Origin of the sequence: Desulfosporosinus cupriresistens (assembly GCF_001707885.1) — a bacterium.
Lineage (GTDB): Bacteria > Bacillota > Desulfitobacteriia > Desulfitobacteriales > Desulfitobacteriaceae > Desulfosporosinus.
Window position 1 is genome coordinate 1 of sequence record NZ_MASS01000010.1, and the last position, 20,133, is coordinate 20,133.

The following is a 20,133-nucleotide window of genomic DNA, read 5'->3' on the forward strand; positions in this document are numbered from 1 at the left end:
TCAATGGGTGGGCTACTTTTGCTTTTCACGTAATAACACAATCAACGTTATACTCCATCATTCATGTCAGGCATCGTTAAGGTAATAAAAAAGGCTCCTAAAGCTAGAGCATGGGCCAGTTTCCGCCCTTACGAAAAAATCGACAAATTCAGGTTCTAACTGCAAGGCCTTTGGGCCTTTTTTCTTTTGCCATTGTTGACTTTTCAAAACCCTAAATAGTCAACAAAATAATTTGAGTGCTTTTTCAGGGCATATTGATCCAGACTACTAGATGCATAATGTGGTACTTTAAGTGAACGAAAAGCAAATCTTTTTATCACACAGTGCTCATCAGTATATACCGTATTGCTCTATAACTTTGTAGTTTCAGTTATAAGAATCGGGCATGGAAAAAAGCACCTTCTCAGATGCTTTACTAAAATATTCTTCAATTTACTTATTTTCAATGACTTGCAAAATACACTTCTTCAACGGTTGTAAATCTTTGTTAACAGCAATTATTGTAGCTTCTAATAAAGTTTCTTTCTCAATTAAAGACCAGTTGATTATGTAATTACAGTTCATAGCTAATTCTCGAATAAACTCTCGAATGCTTCGACCGTTACCTTCTCTAAATGGATGTATCATATTTTTAGTTCAGACATATAATAAGCTACCTTCTGAGAAAATTCCTCCGGATTCAAACTTACTAAATATCTGTCCTTTGCTAGGTTGCTAAATGTAGAATTTAAGTTTTCCTCAATAAACTGGCTTTTACAGAAAAATGTAGAACCCTTCTCAATATTCTCAGTCCTTAATTTGCCAGCAAAAGGATAGATGTCTTGAAAGATATACCCATGTATTCTTTTTAAGTGGGTGCTTCCAAATCTACCTTTCACCATCTGTTCTTTTTCAAGCTGGTATTGCCGAAGCATTGTCATATCAGCTTCATATTCAGCTAAGGCATTTGCATCCTTAATGTTTTCTTTATTAATCAATACATCAAAATCTTTATAGTAATAGACAGACCGGCTAATTTCTGTAGAATCGTACTTTGAAAAGCCACTGCCACTTTTCATTTTAGCGTCCAAATTTAGAAGCGTGCCTAGCCTTTATGCCTGCGACAGCTTCCCTACTGCTAATCTTATCTTCGAGGTACCGTTTTCCGATTGCCTGCGCATGTGTACTTGCCTTTAATCCTTCAAAAGCCATCGATGCCCTTACACCAGAAATCACCCGATTATTCGTTGCCGCTCTTGGAGTTTTCCTTGCCAATACAATCACCTCTTGATACTATTATATTCATTTTTAAGCTCAAAGACAATTTAGTCGGAATACTTTCTATAGATATTCAGACCAATCTTTATCGACTGCCCCATAGCCTATAGCTACTTAATTCCCTTGACGATTTTTGTTACGGCGTTCAAAATCTTCATCAATCTCCTCTTTCCAACTATCAGCAATTGGTCTGTTGGCCCGGATTTCGCTGACTACTACCACCCTAGTACTATCTTCTCATGTCTGAGTTTTTATCTTTTTAAGTAAGATTAGATTGTTTCTCACAGAATTTGTTCTACCAGTTGTTGCCCAAACCCTTCAATAAAATATTTATCCCTCTCACTTACACGGCAAATATATATGCAAACATTGGATATTATGGTATTGTATGTGTAAAATATTAATTAAGGAGGTTAGATAGCTTGAAACTTTACTCTAACAGGCCATATTTTAAGACAATAATACTTACTTGGGTGTTTTTACTCTCTATGACTGGGGTAGCATTCGCCCAAAGCAGTGAAAAGCTTGACTATGTTGCGTTAGGTGATTCTCTTGTTGCAGGGTATGCACCAAATGGCACAATAGATAAAAGTTATACAGATTTTATTGCCGTGAAATTAGATGGCGAAGGAGTTTTAGGAGACTACCGGAACTTTGGAGTACCCGGCTACACCACGGATAAGGTTTTCGCTGATATTAATCCTGATAATCCAGTTAACGCAAATAGAATAGTAGCTATTTCCAATGCAGAAATAATCACATTAGACGTAGGAGCAAATGACTTACTTGGTATGATACGAGACCCATTATTCGATCCGACTCAAGCACCAGCTGCTATCAAAAATGTTGCAGGAAATATCTTTAAAATCACTTCTACACTTAAAGGTCTAAATCCTAATGCTAAGATTTATTTAATGGGTTATTATAATGCATTCCCCTATTTACCCGAAGAACAACAAGCGCAGCTTATTCCTCTGATAAAAGGGTTTAACCAAACTGTTAAAGGCGTAGCTGATTTAAAAGATTCGACGGGTTCAACAATAGCTACCTATGTTGATACTTATACAACTATGGATAAACATTTAGCAAAATATCTCCCTGAAGATAATATCCATCCAGATATCTCGGGATACAGGGCAATCGCTAAGGATTTTTGGGATATTATTAAAGTTGATTTCCTAAGAGGAGTTAATTAATAAGAGATTTGATAGGATCTTAAACAATCTTAAAACATACAAAATCAGATAGCATCAGATAGCGCTTTAGGGTCGTATCAACCCCGGAAGTGCTATCTTTTTGCCTAAAATGTTTCCGCTGATTGATGGCCTTCTCCACCAAGATGTTTTCTCGGTTATTGCACTTTCAAGTAAAACCTCAGCTTTCAGATCCGTTTCTTGTTCTTGCTTTTTATTGACCGATTTTGTTTTACTAATTAATTCTTCGGAGGTGTTCATCTGCTGTTGTAGTTCAGTTTTCTGCTCGCCCTGTTGCTAATCGATCTTTCATCACTGGTATCTACCGTGTTGAGAATGCTAATAATCCTCATGAGGTTTTATCTTCTTCAAATTGTAATTTGATTTGACTGTATTTTCTTCGTTGTTATTTAGCGTCTTTCACCGCACTGAGTAATTATAGGTATCACAGTAGCTACTACTAGAATTACTAATATCATAATTGCCATACCGTTAGAAGCAGCGAAGCCGCTTGGCTCACTTCCTTTTATAACACCCAATACTTGAAGTATTATACCGATAAGTCCTATTATAGAGCCGCCAGCAACTAGTCCAGAAGATAAGCTTATTCCATTAGATACTTTAACTTCTTTTTCCTTTTCAGATGTGGAAGTTCTTTCTACGATGGAACGAATTAAGGCACCTACTAAAATTATAGAAGTTGTAGAAATTGGTAAGTAGAATCCTATAGCAACTGTCATTATAGGAAGGTTTAGAAAGAATAAAACGATTCCCATAACAGCACCAAAAATAATCATGACCCAAGGTAATTTTCCTGAGATTATACCAGCAGTTAATGTTGCCATTAAGTTAGCTTGAGGCAGGGCAAATGGAACGTTATCACCAGTCATTGCAAGTTGATTGGAAAGTAATAATATAGTACCAGTTACTACTACAACACCAACTATACCGGCTATTGCGAAGTGTTTTTGCATTTCGTTTTTGTCTCCGCCTATTATGAAAGCAACTTTTTGTGATTGGCAGTAACCACCAGCTGTTGCTATAGCGGTAACTATAAATGTACCAAATAGAAGTAAAGATCTATTGCTTTCAGGATTTGTCCATCTCATTACAACGAATAAAAATGTTACAAGAACTAAAGAAGCTATAGTCATACCAGATACAGGAAGGTTCGAAGTTCCTATAGTACCAGTTAAACGGCCAGAAACTATAACAAATAGTAATGATAAGAATAATGATAAAACAGAAGCAGTTATTGCCATTAATATGTTACCACCAGATACCAAGAAACCTGCAATAAGACCTACTATTATACCACAAAGTAGTATTAAGTTTGTGACAGATGAACTATCACCATTATTTGACGACTTAGAGTTGAGAGTTTCTTTAATAGAAAATATTATAGTAGGTATTAGCTTTATAGCACCAATTAAACCACCGGAAAGCATCATGCCTGCGCCAATATATTTTACATAACTACCAGCTATATCACCAACTTTCATAGCGTTTATAGCAACACCAGGATTATTCCATATGGTTACACCACTTTTTGCAAGATCAGAGAAGTAACCTATTAGAGGCAAAATACCGAAGTTAGATAAAATAGAACCAGCAAACATAGTTAAAGAAACTTCTATACCAACTATGAATCCTATGCCTAATAATAATGGATTAACTTCAACTTGAAATCTCCACTTGTAAAAAGATTCGTTTACGTAGCTTATAACGTTGTTAGCCACATTTAAAAATGAACCCGTTATAATAATTATTACACCACTTATTCCGAACCCTATTCCCATGTACTTAAGAGATTCTCCAGCGGCTTCTGAAGCCACAAGTGTTTCAGATATAGCCATTGACTCAGGGTACATTAATTCACCGTGTTCTTCAACGATTAAGTAATTATAAACAAGGGAAGCTATTGCTATACCGAATAAGACGCCACCTACACCAACAACAAAACCTTCTAAAAAAGAAGCTTTTGAACCTATTAAAAGAATTGCTGGTAAAACGAATATCATACCACTGGCAATTGATTCTCCGCCACTTGACATACCTTGAATTAGGTTTTTCCCAAGAATACCTTTTTGTTTAGCAAATGCAGCTATAAGTGCAGAGCCTATTATAGAACCTGGTATACCAGCTGCAACTGTAAGACCCGATTTCATACCTGAATAGGCAGTAGAAGCTGCAAACAAAGCAGCCAAAACAATACCTATTGCTAATACTGCGGCGTTTCCACCAGATTTAGAGCCGCCGGAAATGAAAGGTACATAGTCTTTTCCAGCTACGCCACCATATGCATCTTTAGATAATTTTTTATCCATAATATACCTCACAATATATTCTTATTTATAGTATTGTCGCTTAATTTCAAAAATATATATTTTTATGATAAATATAGTTGGGTAATTTTCCTTCTTGAGTATAATACCTTGTTTTTTGTCACAAGAGCTTCCCCTTTCAACAAAAGTGAGAACAAACTCAGCGGATGCTGATTATGTGTCTCGTCGTAAAATTGATGCAAAATCTCTATGATATGCCAAACTCAAAGCGTACCGTTAGTCGATTCAAACCAGTCGGCAAAACACAACACCCTCTGGCGGTAAGCGCGGAGGATGTTTCGCTTTTGTTTTGCATGAGCAGAGTCTTTTTTTAGTACCTGTAAGTATCGTCCGAATTATCCCTTGTCCGGGTTAAAGATTTAACGCAAGCAAGAACCTGGGTTTCAAGTAGTCAATCGAAATTAACACTACTCTTTAACTAAGCCTTTATACTAAAACTAAACATACTACTTTATTTTCAACTAAGGCCTGTAAACGGGTGGTCTAATTAGATAATTCTTGATTTTGCCATATTCGAGGTACTTATCATATATCTTCATCTCTTCATCCATAAACGACATAAACAAGTCCCTGAGTTTCGGCGAAGTGCTGTGAATAAAGGCCATAGTATGAACTGGTAGAAAGGCCTGAATGCCTCTTAGTATCCGTCTGTAAATGTGCCTATCCGATATTAGCTCGAAATCCACCGTTTCTTGAGTTTGTTTTGGCGGCCTAAGAGGTAAAGGAATGCCATAGTTCAAAAGCTCTTTTTCTAATAACTTGGTATGCTTAGTAAGAGTCTTGTTGCCAGAATCAAGGACTAACTTTAAATCATTATCTTTAACGAAGCTATTTAAAAGACTGGTAACAAATATGACGTTATATCTTTGCATCAAATGATTCCAGAGATGGTAAACCTCGCTTACGTTTATGGTTATTTGTTTTTCGCTGAGAGACTTGTTCATTTCAGAGATTTCTCCAATGTACTTTAATATCTCCATGATATCACCTCAAATTATATTTTTTTATGGTCGATAGACAGGTGGTTGATTTAAAAAGCCTTTTAATTTACCGTATTCAACCAGCATTTCCTGTAATTCCATAGTCAATAGTAAATGATTTTTTAAGCCTTTTCTGACGTCAGGGGTGGTACTTTGCATAAAACCGATGCCAAGAATAGGAAAAAATGCAGCAATAACTTCATAGAACATTTGAAAAATGTCTCTGTCGCTAATAGCCTCTATATGAACTATCGAACTTACGTCTGCAGGCGGCCTCATAGGAAAAGGCAAATCATACTCACGCATTAATGCTTCCATATCATCAATTCCTTCAAGTAGCCCTTCTTTGACCTTATTTTTTATAATTGCTAAATCATTATCTTTAATCATATGTTCAAAAATCTGGACGGTTTCTAAGGCATCCAATTTGGTGACTAAAACATCCCAAATATAAAAAACTTCTACTACATTAATAATTCTTTGTTTTTCTCTGATTGACTTCCCAGTATCAGTTAGCTTCTGCAATTTATCCATTATATCTACCATATTTTTTCTCCTTTGCGTTTATACTTTTATACTTCCTCCTCTACTTTTCTTTATACGCATAAACGGATTTATTAAGTTAATCATTTTAAATATATTAGTACGTTACCTAAGCTCCTACTTTAGATTTCTATTGGAACAACTCTGCTCTTCTTCGCCAGGCTCATCTTTAAGTGTCTGAGTAACTTGTAAATACTGTCTTTTCCGTAACCTAGTAAGTCTTAAAGTCCTTGTCCAGATTGACGGCGAAAGAGCGAACTTAGGACATAAAAAATGCCCTACTTTTCATAATGTAGGGCATGGTAGATTTCTATACTCAGGAAGAGTATAAAGATGATTGAGCAGTATATATATCATAGATATTCTTAAGCTTTGGAGGCCTATACAGATATGAGCAAAGATGTTACCAAATAGTAAGAATTCTGCTGATTCTAGGTAGTTTGAACAAAATTTCTAACAATTTGTTCATGATCAACTACTTGTCCAATAGATGAGGATTTTCCTTTCTCATAACCAATTAAATATACCTTTGGACGCCCTGCTCGCGTAAAAAGGCCCAGCTCATTTTTGTAAACTGGGCCAAACTGGGCTTATATTTTGCCCTCTAAAGAAAGTGTTTTAGAGTTCTAATTCCTGAGTTAGCGACTTTAAGGCTTTTTTCATTATTTGTTTTTCTAAATATTTCGTTCCTACTGCAATTCCGCCGATTACTCCTAAGAAAGTGATGATCACACCTGTGGAATTCGCATTCCCACCTTTTCCATCTTCATGGCCAGGACTTCTCCCGTCTTTGCCTGTTGGAATATTCTTATCGAACTGACCAGTAAGTCCGTCTGGTTGAATTTGTTCTGAGTTCGCACTAAGATTCGTTGTTATTAGGGCTATATTCGAACTAAATTGTGTTGAAAGAACTTGAACCCCCCCCAACAATAGTATCAACGTTAAAGCAATTTTGGCTACCACACTAACCGTACTAGATGATTTAACTTTGAATACCTTTTTCATAAGACCCGCTATCCATTGCCAATGAAGCCCAACGTGAACGCCCACAAGTGCAAGACTTAAATAAGAAACACTGCTATGCAGCCCACGGAATGCTCGTCCATTTACGCCACCAAAGCCTGGGAATAACACTTTTGAGATCATCAATCCGCTCATAATTGTAAACGCCATTGAGAATAAAAGTAAAATATTAAGGAAGTAACCGAAACGAGTTTTACCCGGCAAACTGTGGTCAAATAACCTCTGCGTTACTTTGATAACCCATTGCGAGTTAAGTAGGATATGCACTATGAATAGAGCGCCTATCCCCAAACCTGCGATTTCATGAAAGGCTAACCCTCCAAAAACTCTTACATTATAAAGCAATGTGAAGAGTAAAACGATAAAGATATCAAATGTCAGTTTTATAAAATTTTTGTTTTTCAATTAAATATCCTCCATATCATAATGATGTTTTCATTATGATTATATAGGCATTTCCTGAGTTTGAACTGAGTGCTCCCTGAAAGTTTGCTTAACGTTTAAAGTTACTGGCGTAATCCTAAAGAGCACTCTAAAATACTTCTGAGAAAGTCAATGCAAGAATGAACACCTACACCATCCCCAATGACCATAATATGCAATTATCGACTATAAAATAGGCCTGAAGAAGGACCTATTCATTGTTAACTAATTCATCAATCGAAATGCATAGCCCGGTAGCCAATTGTACGAGTTCGTTTATACGAGGTATTCTTAATCCAGTTTCTATATCGATAAGACGTTTGAGCTTGATTCCTACATTAGAGGCCAGCTCTTCCCTTGTTAAATTACGCTTATCTCTGTAGTGAGCTATTCGTCTGCAGACAGTCTCATTAATTATGATCAAGGGAAAAACCCGCTTTCTTTCACACAATTCTGATAATTTAAGTCCTTGAACCTAATTTACTTGTTTAGACTCGATCTGTCAACGACAAAAAACACCCCCACCGTTTTCGATGAGGGCGAGTAGGATGAACATACATTATATGCTATGACCCGGGATACAATCATTATGCTTACATTTTCCACGAACAGGTTTAACTTGAAAACCCAAGGAATGAAGGAAACCTTAATAGTCCTGCCTTTGTTAAGGTTCGGTATTTAACCTTGCACTTAAGCGAATCATCTGGCAAATAGACATAGTCGTTTGTTTATTTACCCCTTACCATTTTCGCAAACTCATATACGGCCTTCCACGTATCAATCGGTACCCCCAGTTCAACCACTCCTGCTGGTTTTTCGTCTGGAAACCTAAGTAACCAAACTAATTCAGATTTTCTAAATTCAACGATCGAAACCGTCATGTATTTATTTGAATCTTTCTTTTTAAAGACAATCCCCTCAAGGTCTTGTTGATCACCAAACAGACAAAACCTACCAGCTTACAGACTCACTGCTTGGATATAATTGAATAAGAATGGTAGATGAGACTTCTTGGGGAAATATAGCCACTAACTTCAAGGAGATCCACCACCATATAGGCAATAAAAAAGGAGAGTAGATATAAGTAGATAAGCTCTCCTTTTACATTTCATCGCTAACGCAGTGGACTCTTTCTATTCCTCAATCCTCATCTTCATGCGTCGTTTCATTAGCATCTCTTGGTACTTGTCTAAAACAACATCCAACTCTCGACTTGCAGCTACGATTTCCGGATCTGTATAAGATCTTCCCTCTTTTTTCTTAATCATGTTCAAGCGCAATTCTTCGATGCGCTTTATTAGTTCTTCGAGTTCAGACACATTATCCCTCCGTTTATTTTTTTAGGGGATAGTGTGCCCAAAAAAGTAAGCCCCGGCAAAACCGAGGACTTACTGCTAATATTTGTATGATTGAGAGACACTTCGAGAGAACTAAAAAAGTAGTGTGTTTAAATATCCCCCTTTCGATACATTATATTAAAATTCTTGATTACTTCCCTCAAGCTACATTTATTAAATCATTTTAGTGCTACACTATCCCCAGTAACCATAATATACCATATTCCGATTGTAAAATAGGCCTGACGAAGGCCCGATTGATTGTTAACTAATTCATCGATCGATACACCAAGCCCGGCAGCCAGTACCTCGCCTCCCGCCTCACGCACCTGATAGTCTATTCGTTGCAACTAATTTACTGGTTTGGGCTTGATCTGTCAATGACAAAAAAGAGCTCCCGCCGTCACCAATGGGAGCCAAGTGAATAGGACAACTGCTCATTCAGAGAATATTAAAAGGAGAGCTTAGCGGCTCTCCTTTTACATTACCTCCATCTACCTTTAACTCACTAGTAGTATTCGTTCAAATGTTACGACGAATCTCACCATTTCCATTAATATCCATATATTATACCAAGCTTTCATTAATCAGAACTTAATAACTATTAGGAGGTGAGCTGGTGTATTCGAGAACAGATCTTAACCATGTACACGGTTTTTGTTTTATAACATCCGTCGATGTGCAACACACTCACACTATGGCTGGAACGACTAGTTGCGGAATACCTTACGGTGCTAATCATGTTCACCGTTATAAGGGGGTCACCTCATGTGACAGAGGGCATGTCCATTGCTATTTTGGGATGACAGGCCCTGCACTTTATCTAGCAGATGGTTCTCATGTGCATTGTCACAGTGGCATAACTTCACTGACGCATAACCATATTCACCATTATTGTGGTTTAGGTTATCCGTCTTATTAATCACATCTAAAAAGGGGAGCAACTAAACTCTCCTTTTTAGAGTCTTCCACCGAGACCACTTACAGGCCCCGATTTCATACTTAATCTCAAACGACCGCAGCTCTCCCTTGATCTCGCTCTGGCATCGGAAGATCAACATACGATTGCCAGCCAGCTTTCTCCGCGGTGACTGAGACTAGACTACCTGCTCGATCTTAAGTTCTTGGTCGTTGAGTTTGAGGCGGATGGGATGGGTGTGCCGTCTAGTTCGAAGTGGGCTATAACGGACATCCTGAGTTAACTGGTCAATATTACATAATTGTTGGGCAGCGTGGACTCCTGCTAGGGCAACTTTAATTACTACATCGACAATAGCTTCCACCGGGGCCGGAAGGCACTTACCGAAAGTGTCATTGGCGGTTGGATTTATTCCACCATTGTATTTTGGACAAAATTAAAAGCAGGTTGTTCCTGCTTTGACCCTAACTGAGATATCCGCTTATTCAAATTGGCAAGCTCTTGGCAATTTGCAAAATCTGCAAATTGCTTTGTTATGACATCAATTTCGGTAGCACCTTTTAGGATAGTTTCCCTGAAGTATAAGCCTTTGCAACTTCATTTACTGTATCCAGAGCCTTATCTCCAGACATGTAAACTTCATTAGTCCAACCAAGTTTCGGTCCACCAACATTGAACACCTTAGTAGCTTTTTTTGCATCAGGGTGAACATTCGCACTTCCATTACGGCAGAACATAGCACATCCCCCATGCAGATCCGCAATACTCATTGCAACCGAATAATCTTTAGCCGTGAAATAAACCACTGCATAATCAAACACTTCACTATCCCCTTTCACTTCCCATAGTCCGGCATTATCATTAACGTAGTCTCGGTCAACCGCGACCCCGGCTAGTTTTACATCATTGCTATACTGGTAAATGTGATTTGGTGCCTTCTTTCCTCCGGACCACGCATAGGTCTGAAAGTATCTATCGGCCTTTATGTTTTGCATAACGATGTAGGATCCATAAACACCCATGAGATATTTGCCGCCTAGCCCATCACGAACACCTTGGAAATAATCCGTTATAGCTGCCATGTCCCCCGTTTGAACATCATAGTCTACGGTAAAGTAGATGGCCAACCCATCGGGGGCCCCGAGGTATTGAGCCTCAACGATGGCAGCTGCCGCGTCAGATACCCCTTTGGTATAAGTAAAGTAGGCTTTCTTCGTAGGCGCCAGTTCCCATATGAGGAATAAGGACATGCCTGCGTTCTGAATAGCCTTTACCTCATCAAGAGTTAACCCCTTCCATGAGTTTCTACCAAGATAACGACCTACGGATAATATCCCGGCTTTTTTAAGTGCTTGTGCGCTCGATGCGGTTAACTTAGCTGCGCAATCAATCCCTTCCATTCTTGTCCTCCTCTTTTTCCTGCAGTTAGTTAATATCTTACTCAATCCTGGCGGCAACGGTACCCCGAGAATCCCCAAGTTTTCAGATATGGGCCACCCTTCGCAGACTGCATAAAAAGAAACAGCCATCGTGCGGAAGATCGGCTCGTTGTTTCCCACTAAGCCGTCCAACATGACAGAATGGACACGAACGCAAGAATAGCTCCTTTCGGGATGCCACCCAAAACATGGTCTCACTGATTACCTTTTTGTTTTTGATAGCACCCAATAACCCAAATACGCAATCTAAGATCATGCAATACACGAGCGCCTGTAATCCCCCTATCCCACCCAAGCAAGCGCTTACAACCGTCCCCAATGTGATATGACGGACCTTAGGGGCGAACAATTATTTGCCGGTCCACATATCGGTCACATACTTAGCAAAATAGCTATACGGTAGATAAAAATACCCCTTATCTCCCCATCCTTCACCCCATGAATTTCGACAAGCAACGTAACCTGTAGTTTTCCCGGAGTCTATATAACCGACAGCTAATACAGCATGGCCCCCTAGAAGTTTCTCTCCACGCTTTGGCAAGGGAATAATTCCGGTCTGAGCCACTTGCTCGGATTCAAAGCTCTCGTACACACTAATGCCCAGCACTACCGGATAGCCTTCAGCCAAAGCGGCTTTCAAAGTGGTTAAGCTTAACACCCTATGATATTCGGAAATTTTAAACGGGACAGCGTCCATTGTGGCTTGTGGTGGAGGAGTTAAGGTAAACTTCGTAATGTCGTAAGGCCAATCTACTTCAGGGGCGCATCCCATTTGCTGCAGGACTTTCATGCCATCTCGGATCATTGCCCCGGAGTCTTCATTCACAGTGCCCTCTAGGTTGCGTTCTTCCCAATACAACCATAGGCGGCTTAACAGTGTGAGGCTACCGGCTTGTTTCTCCCAATATTCACGTAAACCGCTGGCAATAGCGTTGGCAGTGCAGCTTCCTAGCTCTCCCTGGTCAACGATCGGGGAGCAACCGAATCTGAGGTCCACACTCTTCGGAAGGACTGTTTTGGTTGTAAATCGCGTGGATCTGAAAACTTTATCGCGTAAGTCCTCGGTGTCTGGTTTTAGTTTGTATACTCTTTTTGTCATGTTGCTTACCTCCAAATTCTTCTGAGAACCTTTAACTCAGTTCAGTTTATGCTCCAGATTGGACAAGTGTTCGCCAGATGTCCATTTCAGCCTTCCTCTTGGGCTACAAAACGGTTAATAATGGTTTTTATTTGCAGTATACTAATGACATAAGGGTTTTCTATTTTACCAGCAAGGAGAGAAAAGATATGAACATCTATAATTACAAGGCGAATCAAAACAAGTTTAAGCGTGTAGCAGAAAGCATGAGGAATATCATTTTTAAACATAACGATGTGAGCCAAGCGATAGATCATTTTAACGAGGACGTTAACAAAGCCGTCCGTAGTATTATTCTAGAACTAGAAAATGAAAAGAATTAGCGCTAACTTTAAAAACCGAACTTCCAATCGGTACAATAAAAGCACAAGCAGACAATCCCCTAATGAGTGGGTTGGATGCTTGTGCTTATTTAATCCCTCGCGACTGTTCCAGACACCCTCTTTAAAGTGCCCATTAGTCAATCTCTTCTTAAATATATGGCTGCATAATTGTAGGCAAGCATTAGTGCCAAGCAGATCAGATAGAGAGTAATATACTTCATGCTAACTAAACGTCCTTTCTTTGCTAATTATGGCACACATTTCAGTAGGGCTTTGCTCTATATTTCAACCGCAAATTACAGAGTTAAGTACTGTATTGATCTTAAACCCTATTTGTTACTTTTCAATGACCTTTGTATGTAGAATATGTTAAACCTTATAATGGTATCTGCTATAAAACACCAGAAAATCCTCCCACCATTTAAGGCAAGAGAACAATACAAAAGCAAGCAAGCATTAGTAACTAATAAGCTCATCACACAAAAGGAGATGAGCTAAATGAACGAACTTATAGGCTCTAAGAGTAGCTTTGTCGCTGAAACAAGTATTATGATCATTTATAACGGCGGAGCCAAAAATCCCACTTGCATCGCAAACGGGATAGCTTTAATGACACAGACTTGGATAATTCATCCTCATCATTTCTGAGATCGGAATTTAGTTCAATTCCGTCTATGAGCCATATCTCATATTAACGACCAAGTAAACAATCAATCCCAAATAGTCTCAAAACAATCAATATTGTTGAAAAGCAGGGAATTCAGAATTATTAGCGAACTTTCTATTTATTGAAAGAAGTAGGAAATGAATGTCGCAAAATGCGGTTAAGAAAAAGAAATGTAAATCCTTCGGCAGCGAGATGTAAAACTTGCTAAGATTCCATTACATATTCACCTAAAAAGGAGAGAAGCTTATGAGCGGAAGATATTATGTAATTGATAACCGAAACCAAAAATCAAATGGGAATTTCAAGGCTGCCGCTAGAGAAACTGCTACTATCTTCTATTTAAGGACATCGAACGACTATTCTGCTGCAAAAGAAGAGCAAGAAGATCCAAAAAGAGCGATTATTTCGATGAGTATAATCATCGCATTCTTATTCTTCTATACTATTATTGTTATGGTTTCAAACTATATTAAATAAAACTTTGGGAATAGCAAGGCAGGTCCCATCCTCAATAAAGATTTTATGTGGTCGAAACGGCGGAAGGATTACACTACCGCGACGATAAAGTAACCGAATCCAAAAAAACAGAATTAAATAATTGCTCAGAGTTGGTCCTTACGGTGTACGCAGTCGGGTTTGATGATTTGTACATCTTGCACGATGGACATCACGTGCGCGAAGCTGCAATAAAGCTTGGCATACCTGTTATCTACAAGTGCATTGATCACCCAGAAGGTCTAACCGGTGAAGATCTATTAGAACAAAGTTGGAAAGACGGTGATTGGTATTACATCGCTACTGGCGATTTCGTTTGGCGATAAGGTAAGTTCCTCAATCATTATGGAATAACTAAAGGACAAACGCCTTGTGACTACACAGTCGAAAGGGGTGTAGTGTGCTTAAGAAAATCTTCAACTCAGCCATAACCTGGTTAGTTATATCATTTCTTCTTATAATTGTATGTACAAAAATATTTATGATAGCTACGGAGCCAAAAGATATTCATTATCATTACGATGGGATAAAGTACAGTATTGAGGACACTTCGTTATTTGAGAAGACTGAAATTTATATCGATGGAAAATTTAAAAGTAGCTTATTAGGTAAACCAAATGAATTCCTTGGGAAAATAAAAATTAGAGACAAGGAATTCGATTATTCTGCCTATCCAATAAAATTCAGTAATGAGAATTTAGCTCCTCTAGAACATCAGATCATTACGGAATGATCTACATCGATAATAGGTTTCAACGATTAACTGTTGACATTCATAAAAGAGTTGGTAATGGGAGTTACATTTCAAGTGGTTGGATGATATCAGCCTCATGTAACAATATCACTGAGGCAGTAAAAATAAATACTGAGCTAATCCCTGATACAATCAGAAAATTATATAGTTCTACTTGACCAACGTTAGGCTTCGGCTTCAAGAAAGAATTTTAAAAAACCGTCTATTGTAACTTGAGTTCCTCTCTCACTTAGCTTTTTTAAGGTAGTTATCTAAGGCCTTCTGAGTCAGCTGTGCAGTTTTGTAATCCCCCACACCATTCTGGATTCTCACAGCCAGTTCCAAGAAATCAGCACATGTTTGAAAGTATCCACCGAGTTTAGCATAGATTCCCACGATAGTTACGATATCTGGTAATTTTTTTGCTAACTCCTCAAAGTCAACAAAGTCTTCAGCGTTATCCACTTGGAGTTTTAGCTGTGTGAGCATTGCACCAGTCTGTTCTTCCAATTCTTTAACAGCATCTCCACTCGTCCCAAGGACAACATGAGCAACACCCTTCATATAGGTGATGACTTTTTCTCTATCCTCGACTTTGAACTTTTTACCAAAATATTGAGTCATTTTTTTCTTGACGTTTTTAGTCGTTCCTTGATCTTTGAGCAAGGCCAAAAACATCTTTACTGTATATGGACTGCCTTCCAGTTCAAACAGGACAGTATCCATGTTGATGCAGTTGTCAAGTAATAACTGTTTCACTTAATTCCCTCCTTGATAACTTAGTTGTGGTCACCGGTCCACACTCCAAATACTCCTGAGTCCCTCATAACCTAGCTCTCATTAAGTAAACCCTAGGCCAAACCTAGAGTTCTCAGCAATCAATCGTTATTCTATGACATTATATATTCAACATTTATCGGCATTACCCTGCAAATAATGAGGAACTTACAATGGTTAAATAGGACCCTAAAAAGATGCCCGTTAATCGGACATCCACTAGATAACATACTAGGAATATTCCCCCGAGATAAGCAGAAAGGCTCCCACCGCGTCCGTTGAGAGCCAAGTTAAGGAGATATTCACTACAGAGGTATCTTACCCCAAGTCTGGTTAATAATACGTGAAGTAGCGCAGGCTTGTGTATACATAATAAAAAAATGCTCCCACCGTTTCCGATGAGAGCGAGTAGGATGAACATACATTATATATTATGCTTAAGTCCACACCATTTATGAAAATGAATAGAAAAGAGAAATACGCCCATCTTATAGATGGAGTGTCAAAAAAACCCCCTCACTAGGAGGGGGAGCGGAGGAGGACCAAGAATGAGAAAACTTTATGTTAACCGTTAGATTAACGGGTAATCGTCTGATTATATCTACTTAGACTTTTGTTAGTCTGCGCACTCATCAACATCTGGCAAAGTCCTAAATATAGTGGGAATCATACCGATGACCACTAATATAATAATCAATTTCATTTTATGTGCAACTCCTTTCTTGCATATTTTCCCAAGCTTGTTCTTTGTATTTATTATAAATCATAATTGCTTCTTTTGCATGAACTTTGTGTGAAGAATATGTGAAGACTTATATTGGAAACCTGCCAAATAAAGGAGTTAGACCCTGCATTGCACTTAGGTCTAACTCCTTTCTAGGTCGTCATCTTGACATGTATCTGATCTCTAAAAAAAGAAAAAGAGTCCCCTGGCGCAACTGCCAAAGACTTTTCCCTCTACTCTGCTCACTCTTATAAAAGTTAGTAAGATCATTAGCTTATAACTTTCACGATTATAAGGATCTTTTTATTAGTGAAAATTTAATCATTCTCCTCATGATTCTATGGTTAGGTGATAGATCTTGATCGGTGGTAACTTCACCATTTGGCCCTACAGACCATTCTTTGTCTTTAATTAGATAAAAACCAGGAAACATCATTTCCTCTGGTGTAAGTGCTACTGCACCGGGGATCGGCTTATTTGGTGAGTATACAATACCTAATTCTTCATGCCACGTCCATCCAAGCTCGTCTCCAGACAGATATTCCCACAGTTTAACATGCTGCCAAGCTCCTGGAGCTGATGGTGGGTTTCCTTGAACCATAGGATCAAAGCTCTTGCTCCATTTTCTTTCGATAAATACGGTATCTTTTTGTTTCCAGCTAAAAGTGGTTGGTGGCGTACCCTCTAGAAAGGCTTCCCAATTATCTAATGTTCCTTTAAATGTACGTGCATGTGCGTCATATCCGTATTGATCAGTTTGGGCAAAAGCAGTACTCGGGAAAACAACCACCATAGATAAGATCAAAACAATGAAAAGAAATTTACTTTTGATTTTCACTTGTTACCCTCCTTTCTATATTTATAAAATATGGCAATTCCTGCGTACAATCAATCATTATGCTGGATTACCACGGGAACGGCTTGAGATGGGGCAATGTATGCGCAGGATGCATATTTCGATTTACCAGCACCCAAATCGAGTAACCTCGATTCAAGGCCGCAAAGACGTAAGTGCCTAATGATCTTTAATTATAGGCTTCAATCGTCTCACTCAAAAACTTGAGTTGACCGTTACTTACGGTCCACACTGATTTGGCATTGGCAACCCTCTGGGTTCAGTAGTCCATAGCCGTCAATCAGTACGAAGGGATCCAATTGTAGCCATATACCCAGTGTTTTTATCACTAACCTTCAGCATAAACCCGGGAAGTTATTTGTCCATCTTTATAACTCATAAGGCTGAACTGACTCACTCCTCCACAATTCATCCCTCATTTCTTTACTCTGATCTTAGGTATTAGTAAAATCCGTTGTTCAAAAGGTAGTTTGACCACTTTACTCGCGTAGACCTTGAATTTTTACAGGAATTTTGTTTGTTATGTAGAAGTGTAATATATATTGTGCTTTGGATAAATACTTTTGAGTATCTATATAAATAACTAAGGAGGCCCTAATGGAACAAGAAAAATTCGCTCACAACAACGGTTTTGAATCCTACACCTCGATGGTAACAGCAAGCATAGTAATTTTCCGAAACAATGGCTGTGAATGGCTTATCACACCCACCAATCTTGGATATCTGGCCTGGATAGATAAATTCTTAGATAAGCCTTTGGGCTATTTTGATACAGTACGAGAAGCTAGAGATGAAATTTGGGATTCCCATCCTTCCTAAAAGACACACCCAAGCACAATTTCTTCTATACCTTTCCCTTTGGTATCAAACTTACCCAACCCCATTTTCCACATTTAGGACACTTGACATATTTCCTGCCCATTATAGGAATAGACAAAATGGCTTTTAAAATTGGTAGATCAAATTTCCCTTCACACTTTCCGCATTGATATTCAAAATATCTCGTTAACCAATTTTGAATCATAAAGGAAACAACTAAAAGTAAAATTGCTAGAACGTATCTTATCATAAACCCATCTTCTTTCTATAGTTTATCTTCTTCGTTGTATTCTACAGCAACCATTTTCCTATGCTTTAAACCCTTACTCATCTTCGTACCCATATTACCTAGCATTCAACGCGTTTTCCAACTATTCCTCCCATAAAATAATATTTCATGCAGAAACATTATTCACCGAACGCTTTTTTAGTAAAAGTGTTCGGTGAATAATGTTCATCTTCAAAAAGATTACCATGAAAATGTCAGAATTCATCAAGATGAACAAATAGTTCATTGCCTAGGAAAAGTAAGAGTGACTCTATTTTATAAAATTTAAAGAAGTAGGACACTAAAACAATCCCCTCTCAATGAGAGGGGATTGTTAATAGTGCTTGCGAAGCGTAAGCATGCCATGAAGAGGCTCTCTGAGCAATTCACATTCTGCTTACACGAATTACTCCTCTTCTGATCGGAACGATAATCCCAATTCTTTAAGTTTGTATTCCACCTCTTCAAACGACTTGCGCCCAAGGTTACGCACTTTGATCATGTCTTCTTCTGTCTTTTGGGTCAAATCTTCAACTCTGTTGATTCCCGCCCGTTTCAAGCAATTATATGAACGAACAGACAGGTTAAGGTCCTCAATCAACATGTTCAAAACTTTATCCTTGGATTTCTCCTCATTTTCCACCATAGTTTCAACATTTTCAGGTTCGTCAGTGAATCCCATGAAAAGACTTAGGTGATCATTCAGGATTCTGGCTGCCGTACTGATTGCTTCCTCAGGCAAGATACTGCCATTAGACCATGCTTCAAGAGTTAATTTGTCATAGTCGATAACTTGACCAACCCGTGTAGCTTCTACCAAGTAATTCACCTTATAAATCGGAGTATAAATGGAGTCAATGGGAATAACTCCGCTGACATCCTCTGGCGTCTTATTTTTGTCCGCTGAAATATAACCCTTGCCGCGTTTTACCGTTATATCCATAAATAAGCTTCCATCTTTATCCAAGGTGGCTATTTTCATGTCTGGGTTCAAAATCTCAATATCTGGATCAGTTATGATGTCTGCGGCCTTAACTTCCCCTTCCCCCTGAGCTTCTAGGCGCATAACCCGAGTTTCATCCGTATAGCCTTTTAGGGCAAGAGACTTTAAATTAAGAATTATGTCAGTAATGTCTTCTAGTACACCTGGAATCTTTGTGGACTGAGTGAGTACCCCTTCGATTTTGACCGATGTCACAGCTGATCCAGGTAGAGAAGATAACAAGATGCGCCTTAGAGAATTCCCCAAGGTAATCCCATATCCCCTTTCAAGTGGCTCAACAACGAATTTTGCATAGCAATTGTCTTCAGAACGTTCAACACACTCGATTCTTGGCTTCTCGATTTCTAACAGCAGAATGCACCTTCTTTTCCCTATTTCTAATTACTTAAAAAAATTATATTTTATAAGAGACTGAATTACGGCAATCCGCGAGAGAAGCGTATTAACCCCTTCCCAGATTAGCACAATCCCTTCTTCTTAAAATTATATCCTAAAACTTAAATTCTTAAAAGATAACCTGACCAAGCTATCATTTTTCCCACGCCAAACGCCTCAAAAGACAGGTTAATTCACTGTTTATTAATTTCTTAGCGACAACTTCTCCACGACCTTCGCTTTATCCTGCTCACCATCTCTAAAGTCCTATTGAGTTTAATCCCAGGGTTGATATCTACCAACATAGAAGACCAGTGATTTCCTTGGTATATTTTACAATACTTCTACGAATACTGAGTAAAATCCTTTAAACATAGCCTTATAGAACTTATAACCTAAAAAATTATGGATCACTCTTGAGAACAACGGGTTCACTTGAGAGATGCAAACTAGCAATTCACGCATCTTAAAGTAATCTTATTATCAAAGTAGCATC

25 protein-coding genes and 1 pseudogene are annotated in these 20,133 nt (G+C 38.5%); 8 read left to right on the forward strand and 18 right to left on the reverse strand.

Annotated elements, in window-relative coordinates; all coding sequences use genetic code 11:
- Window positions 1-623: 623 nt before the first annotated feature.
- Entirely contained in the window at window positions 624-1,070 is a 447-nt protein-coding gene (locus DSBG_RS21635; RefSeq protein ID WP_176716180.1) for a Fic/DOC family protein, read from the reverse strand.
- Window positions 1,060-1,254: an antitoxin VbhA family protein gene (locus DSBG_RS05710; RefSeq protein WP_068963231.1), complete on the reverse strand. Its 195-nt coding sequence runs from the start codon at window positions 1,252-1,254 to the stop codon at window positions 1,060-1,062. The genes DSBG_RS21635 and DSBG_RS05710 overlap by 11 nt, the downstream gene beginning before the upstream one ends.
- 425 nt (window positions 1,255-1,679) lie before the next feature.
- Here DSBG_RS05710 and DSBG_RS05715 point away from each other — a divergent pair, with 425 nt between their 5' ends.
- Window positions 1,680-2,453 carry an SGNH/GDSL hydrolase family protein gene (locus DSBG_RS05715; protein WP_068963232.1) on the forward strand — a complete coding sequence of 258 codons (774 nt, stop codon included), beginning with the start codon at window positions 1,680-1,682 and terminating at the stop codon, window positions 2,451-2,453.
- Window positions 2,454-2,519: 66 nt separating this feature from the next.
- Here DSBG_RS05715 and DSBG_RS22320 read toward each other — a convergent pair whose 3' ends face one another.
- The 9 genes from DSBG_RS22320 to DSBG_RS22905 form a co-directional block, all read right to left on the reverse strand.
- A complete protein-coding gene (locus DSBG_RS22320; protein ID WP_141694244.1) occupies window positions 2,520-2,711 on the reverse strand; it encodes a hypothetical protein in 192 nt (63 codons plus the stop codon).
- 149 nt (window positions 2,712-2,860) lie between these two features.
- Window positions 2,861-4,777, reverse strand: coding sequence for an OPT/YSL family transporter (locus DSBG_RS05720; RefSeq protein WP_068963233.1), 1,917 nt, complete (start codon window positions 4,775-4,777; stop codon window positions 2,861-2,863).
- Between the two features lie 479 nt (window positions 4,778-5,256).
- Window positions 5,257-5,775 (reverse strand): DUF3231 family protein, encoded by a 519-nt coding sequence (locus DSBG_RS05725; protein ID WP_068963234.1) that lies wholly within the window; start codon window positions 5,773-5,775, stop codon window positions 5,257-5,259.
- Between the two features lie 24 nt (window positions 5,776-5,799).
- A complete protein-coding gene (locus DSBG_RS05730; protein WP_068963235.1) occupies window positions 5,800-6,321 on the reverse strand; it encodes a DUF3231 family protein in 522 nt (173 codons plus the stop codon).
- 615 nt (window positions 6,322-6,936) lie between these two features.
- Window positions 6,937-7,746, reverse strand: coding sequence for a DUF4405 domain-containing protein (locus tag DSBG_RS05735; RefSeq protein WP_068963236.1), 810 nt, complete (start codon window positions 7,744-7,746; stop codon window positions 6,937-6,939).
- A gap of 229 nt (window positions 7,747-7,975) precedes the next feature.
- Entirely contained in the window at window positions 7,976-8,188 is a 213-nt protein-coding gene (locus DSBG_RS21640; RefSeq protein WP_083236741.1) for a helix-turn-helix domain-containing protein, read from the reverse strand.
- A gap of 304 nt (window positions 8,189-8,492) precedes the next feature.
- Window positions 8,493-8,645 carry a hypothetical protein gene (locus tag DSBG_RS22900; RefSeq protein ID WP_176716181.1) on the reverse strand — a complete coding sequence of 51 codons (153 nt, stop codon included), beginning with the start codon at window positions 8,643-8,645 and terminating at the stop codon, window positions 8,493-8,495.
- A 252-nt stretch (window positions 8,646-8,897) separates the two neighbouring features.
- Window positions 8,898-9,083: an aspartyl-phosphate phosphatase Spo0E family protein gene (locus DSBG_RS05740; RefSeq protein ID WP_068963237.1), complete on the reverse strand. Its 186-nt coding sequence runs from the start codon at window positions 9,081-9,083 to the stop codon at window positions 8,898-8,900.
- A gap of 197 nt (window positions 9,084-9,280) precedes the next feature.
- Window positions 9,281-9,451, reverse strand: a complete 171-nt coding sequence (locus DSBG_RS22905; protein ID WP_176716182.1) for a hypothetical protein — start codon at window positions 9,449-9,451, stop codon at window positions 9,281-9,283.
- Between the two features lie 269 nt (window positions 9,452-9,720).
- Between DSBG_RS22905 and DSBG_RS21645 the strand changes: the two genes are divergently transcribed.
- Window positions 9,721-10,023 carry a YmaF family protein gene (locus DSBG_RS21645; RefSeq protein WP_141694245.1) on the forward strand — a complete coding sequence of 101 codons (303 nt, stop codon included), beginning with the start codon at window positions 9,721-9,723 and terminating at the stop codon, window positions 10,021-10,023.
- 175 nt (window positions 10,024-10,198) lie between these two features.
- On the opposite strand, the gene DSBG_RS23585 is transcribed toward DSBG_RS21645, so the two are convergent.
- The 4 genes and pseudogenes from DSBG_RS23585 to DSBG_RS05750 form a co-directional block, all read right to left on the reverse strand.
- Window positions 10,199-10,384: a hypothetical protein gene (locus DSBG_RS23585; protein ID WP_242877422.1), complete on the reverse strand. Its 186-nt coding sequence runs from the start codon at window positions 10,382-10,384 to the stop codon at window positions 10,199-10,201.
- A gap of 196 nt (window positions 10,385-10,580) precedes the next feature.
- On the reverse strand, window positions 10,581-11,420 hold the full coding sequence (locus DSBG_RS05745; protein ID WP_068963238.1) for a DUF1906 domain-containing protein: 840 nt from the start codon (window positions 11,418-11,420) through the stop codon (window positions 10,581-10,583).
- Between the two features lie 84 nt (window positions 11,421-11,504).
- A pseudogene (locus DSBG_RS24180) lies at window positions 11,505-11,594 on the reverse strand (hypothetical protein); the annotation flags it as partial.
- Between the two features lie 214 nt (window positions 11,595-11,808).
- The gene (locus DSBG_RS05750; RefSeq protein WP_068963239.1) at window positions 11,809-12,558 is read right to left on the reverse strand and encodes a C1 family peptidase; all 750 of its coding nucleotides are present in this window, start codon (window positions 12,556-12,558) and stop codon (window positions 11,809-11,811) included.
- A gap of 188 nt (window positions 12,559-12,746) precedes the next feature.
- On the opposite strand from DSBG_RS05750, the gene DSBG_RS22910 reads away from it, so the two are divergent.
- The 5 genes from DSBG_RS22910 (at window position 12,747) to DSBG_RS05765 (ending at window position 14,815) form a co-directional block, all read left to right on the forward strand.
- A complete protein-coding gene (locus DSBG_RS22910) occupies window positions 12,747-12,920 on the forward strand; it encodes a hypothetical protein (RefSeq protein WP_176716183.1) in 174 nt (57 codons plus the stop codon).
- 498 nt (window positions 12,921-13,418) lie between these two features.
- Complete coding sequence (locus DSBG_RS22915; protein WP_176716184.1) at window positions 13,419-13,568, forward strand: hypothetical protein; 150 nt, start codon at window positions 13,419-13,421, stop codon at window positions 13,566-13,568.
- A 265-nt stretch (window positions 13,569-13,833) separates the two neighbouring features.
- Window positions 13,834-14,064: a hypothetical protein gene (locus DSBG_RS05755; RefSeq protein WP_068963240.1), complete on the forward strand. Its 231-nt coding sequence runs from the start codon at window positions 13,834-13,836 to the stop codon at window positions 14,062-14,064.
- Between the two features lie 143 nt (window positions 14,065-14,207).
- A complete protein-coding gene (locus DSBG_RS05760) occupies window positions 14,208-14,408 on the forward strand; it encodes a hypothetical protein (protein WP_009612732.1) in 201 nt (66 codons plus the stop codon).
- A gap of 74 nt (window positions 14,409-14,482) precedes the next feature.
- The gene (locus tag DSBG_RS05765; RefSeq protein ID WP_068963242.1) at window positions 14,483-14,815 is read left to right on the forward strand and encodes a hypothetical protein; all 333 of its coding nucleotides are present in this window, start codon (window positions 14,483-14,485) and stop codon (window positions 14,813-14,815) included.
- Between the two features lie 246 nt (window positions 14,816-15,061).
- On the opposite strand, the gene DSBG_RS05770 is transcribed toward DSBG_RS05765, so the two are convergent.
- Window positions 15,062-15,574: a hypothetical protein gene (locus DSBG_RS05770; protein WP_068963243.1), complete on the reverse strand. Its 513-nt coding sequence runs from the start codon at window positions 15,572-15,574 to the stop codon at window positions 15,062-15,064.
- A 1,031-nt stretch (window positions 15,575-16,605) separates the two neighbouring features.
- Window positions 16,606-17,154: a hypothetical protein gene (locus DSBG_RS05775; protein ID WP_068963244.1), complete on the reverse strand. Its 549-nt coding sequence runs from the start codon at window positions 17,152-17,154 to the stop codon at window positions 16,606-16,608.
- Window positions 17,155-17,769: 615 nt separating this feature from the next.
- On the opposite strand from DSBG_RS05775, the gene DSBG_RS05780 reads away from it, so the two are divergent.
- On the forward strand, window positions 17,770-17,991 hold the full coding sequence (locus DSBG_RS05780; RefSeq protein WP_068963245.1) for a hypothetical protein: 222 nt from the start codon (window positions 17,770-17,772) through the stop codon (window positions 17,989-17,991).
- Between the two features lie 674 nt (window positions 17,992-18,665).
- Here DSBG_RS05780 and DSBG_RS05790 read toward each other — a convergent pair.
- Window positions 18,666-19,613, reverse strand: a complete 948-nt coding sequence (locus DSBG_RS05790) for a DNA-directed RNA polymerase subunit alpha (protein ID WP_068963247.1) — start codon at window positions 19,611-19,613, stop codon at window positions 18,666-18,668.
- Between the last annotated feature and the right edge of the window lie 520 nt (window positions 19,614-20,133).

Bases quoted from the DNA above. Each gene is read 5' to 3' on its own strand.
- DSBG_RS05745 (WP_068963238.1), bottom strand. From the start codon at position 11,420: ATGGAAGGGATTGATTGCGCAGCTAAGTTAACCGCATCGAGCGCACAA.
- DSBG_RS05730 (WP_068963235.1), bottom strand. From the start codon at position 6,321: ATGGTAGATATAATGGATAAATTGCAGAAGCTAACTGATACTGGGAAG.
- DSBG_RS22910 (WP_176716183.1), top strand. From the start codon at position 12,747: ATGAACATCTATAATTACAAGGCGAATCAAAACAAGTTTAAGCGTGTA.
- DSBG_RS05725 (WP_068963234.1), bottom strand. From the start codon at position 5,775: ATGGAGATATTAAAGTACATTGGAGAAATCTCTGAAATGAACAAGTCT.
- DSBG_RS05720 (WP_068963233.1), bottom strand. From the start codon at position 4,777: ATGGATAAAAAATTATCTAAAGATGCATATGGTGGCGTAGCTGGAAAA.
- DSBG_RS05780 (WP_068963245.1), top strand. From the start codon at position 17,770: ATGGAACAAGAAAAATTCGCTCACAACAACGGTTTTGAATCCTACACC.
- DSBG_RS22915 (WP_176716184.1), top strand. From the start codon at position 13,419: ATGAACGAACTTATAGGCTCTAAGAGTAGCTTTGTCGCTGAAACAAGT.
- DSBG_RS05750 (WP_068963239.1), bottom strand. From the start codon at position 12,558: ATGACAAAAAGAGTATACAAACTAAAACCAGACACCGAGGACTTACGC.
- DSBG_RS05755 (WP_068963240.1), top strand. From the start codon at position 13,834: ATGAGCGGAAGATATTATGTAATTGATAACCGAAACCAAAAATCAAAT.
- DSBG_RS22900 (WP_176716181.1), bottom strand. From the start codon at position 8,645: ATGACGGTTTCGATCGTTGAATTTAGAAAATCTGAATTAGTTTGGTTA.
- DSBG_RS22320 (WP_141694244.1), bottom strand. From the start codon at position 2,711: ATGAACACCTCCGAAGAATTAATTAGTAAAACAAAATCGGTCAATAAA.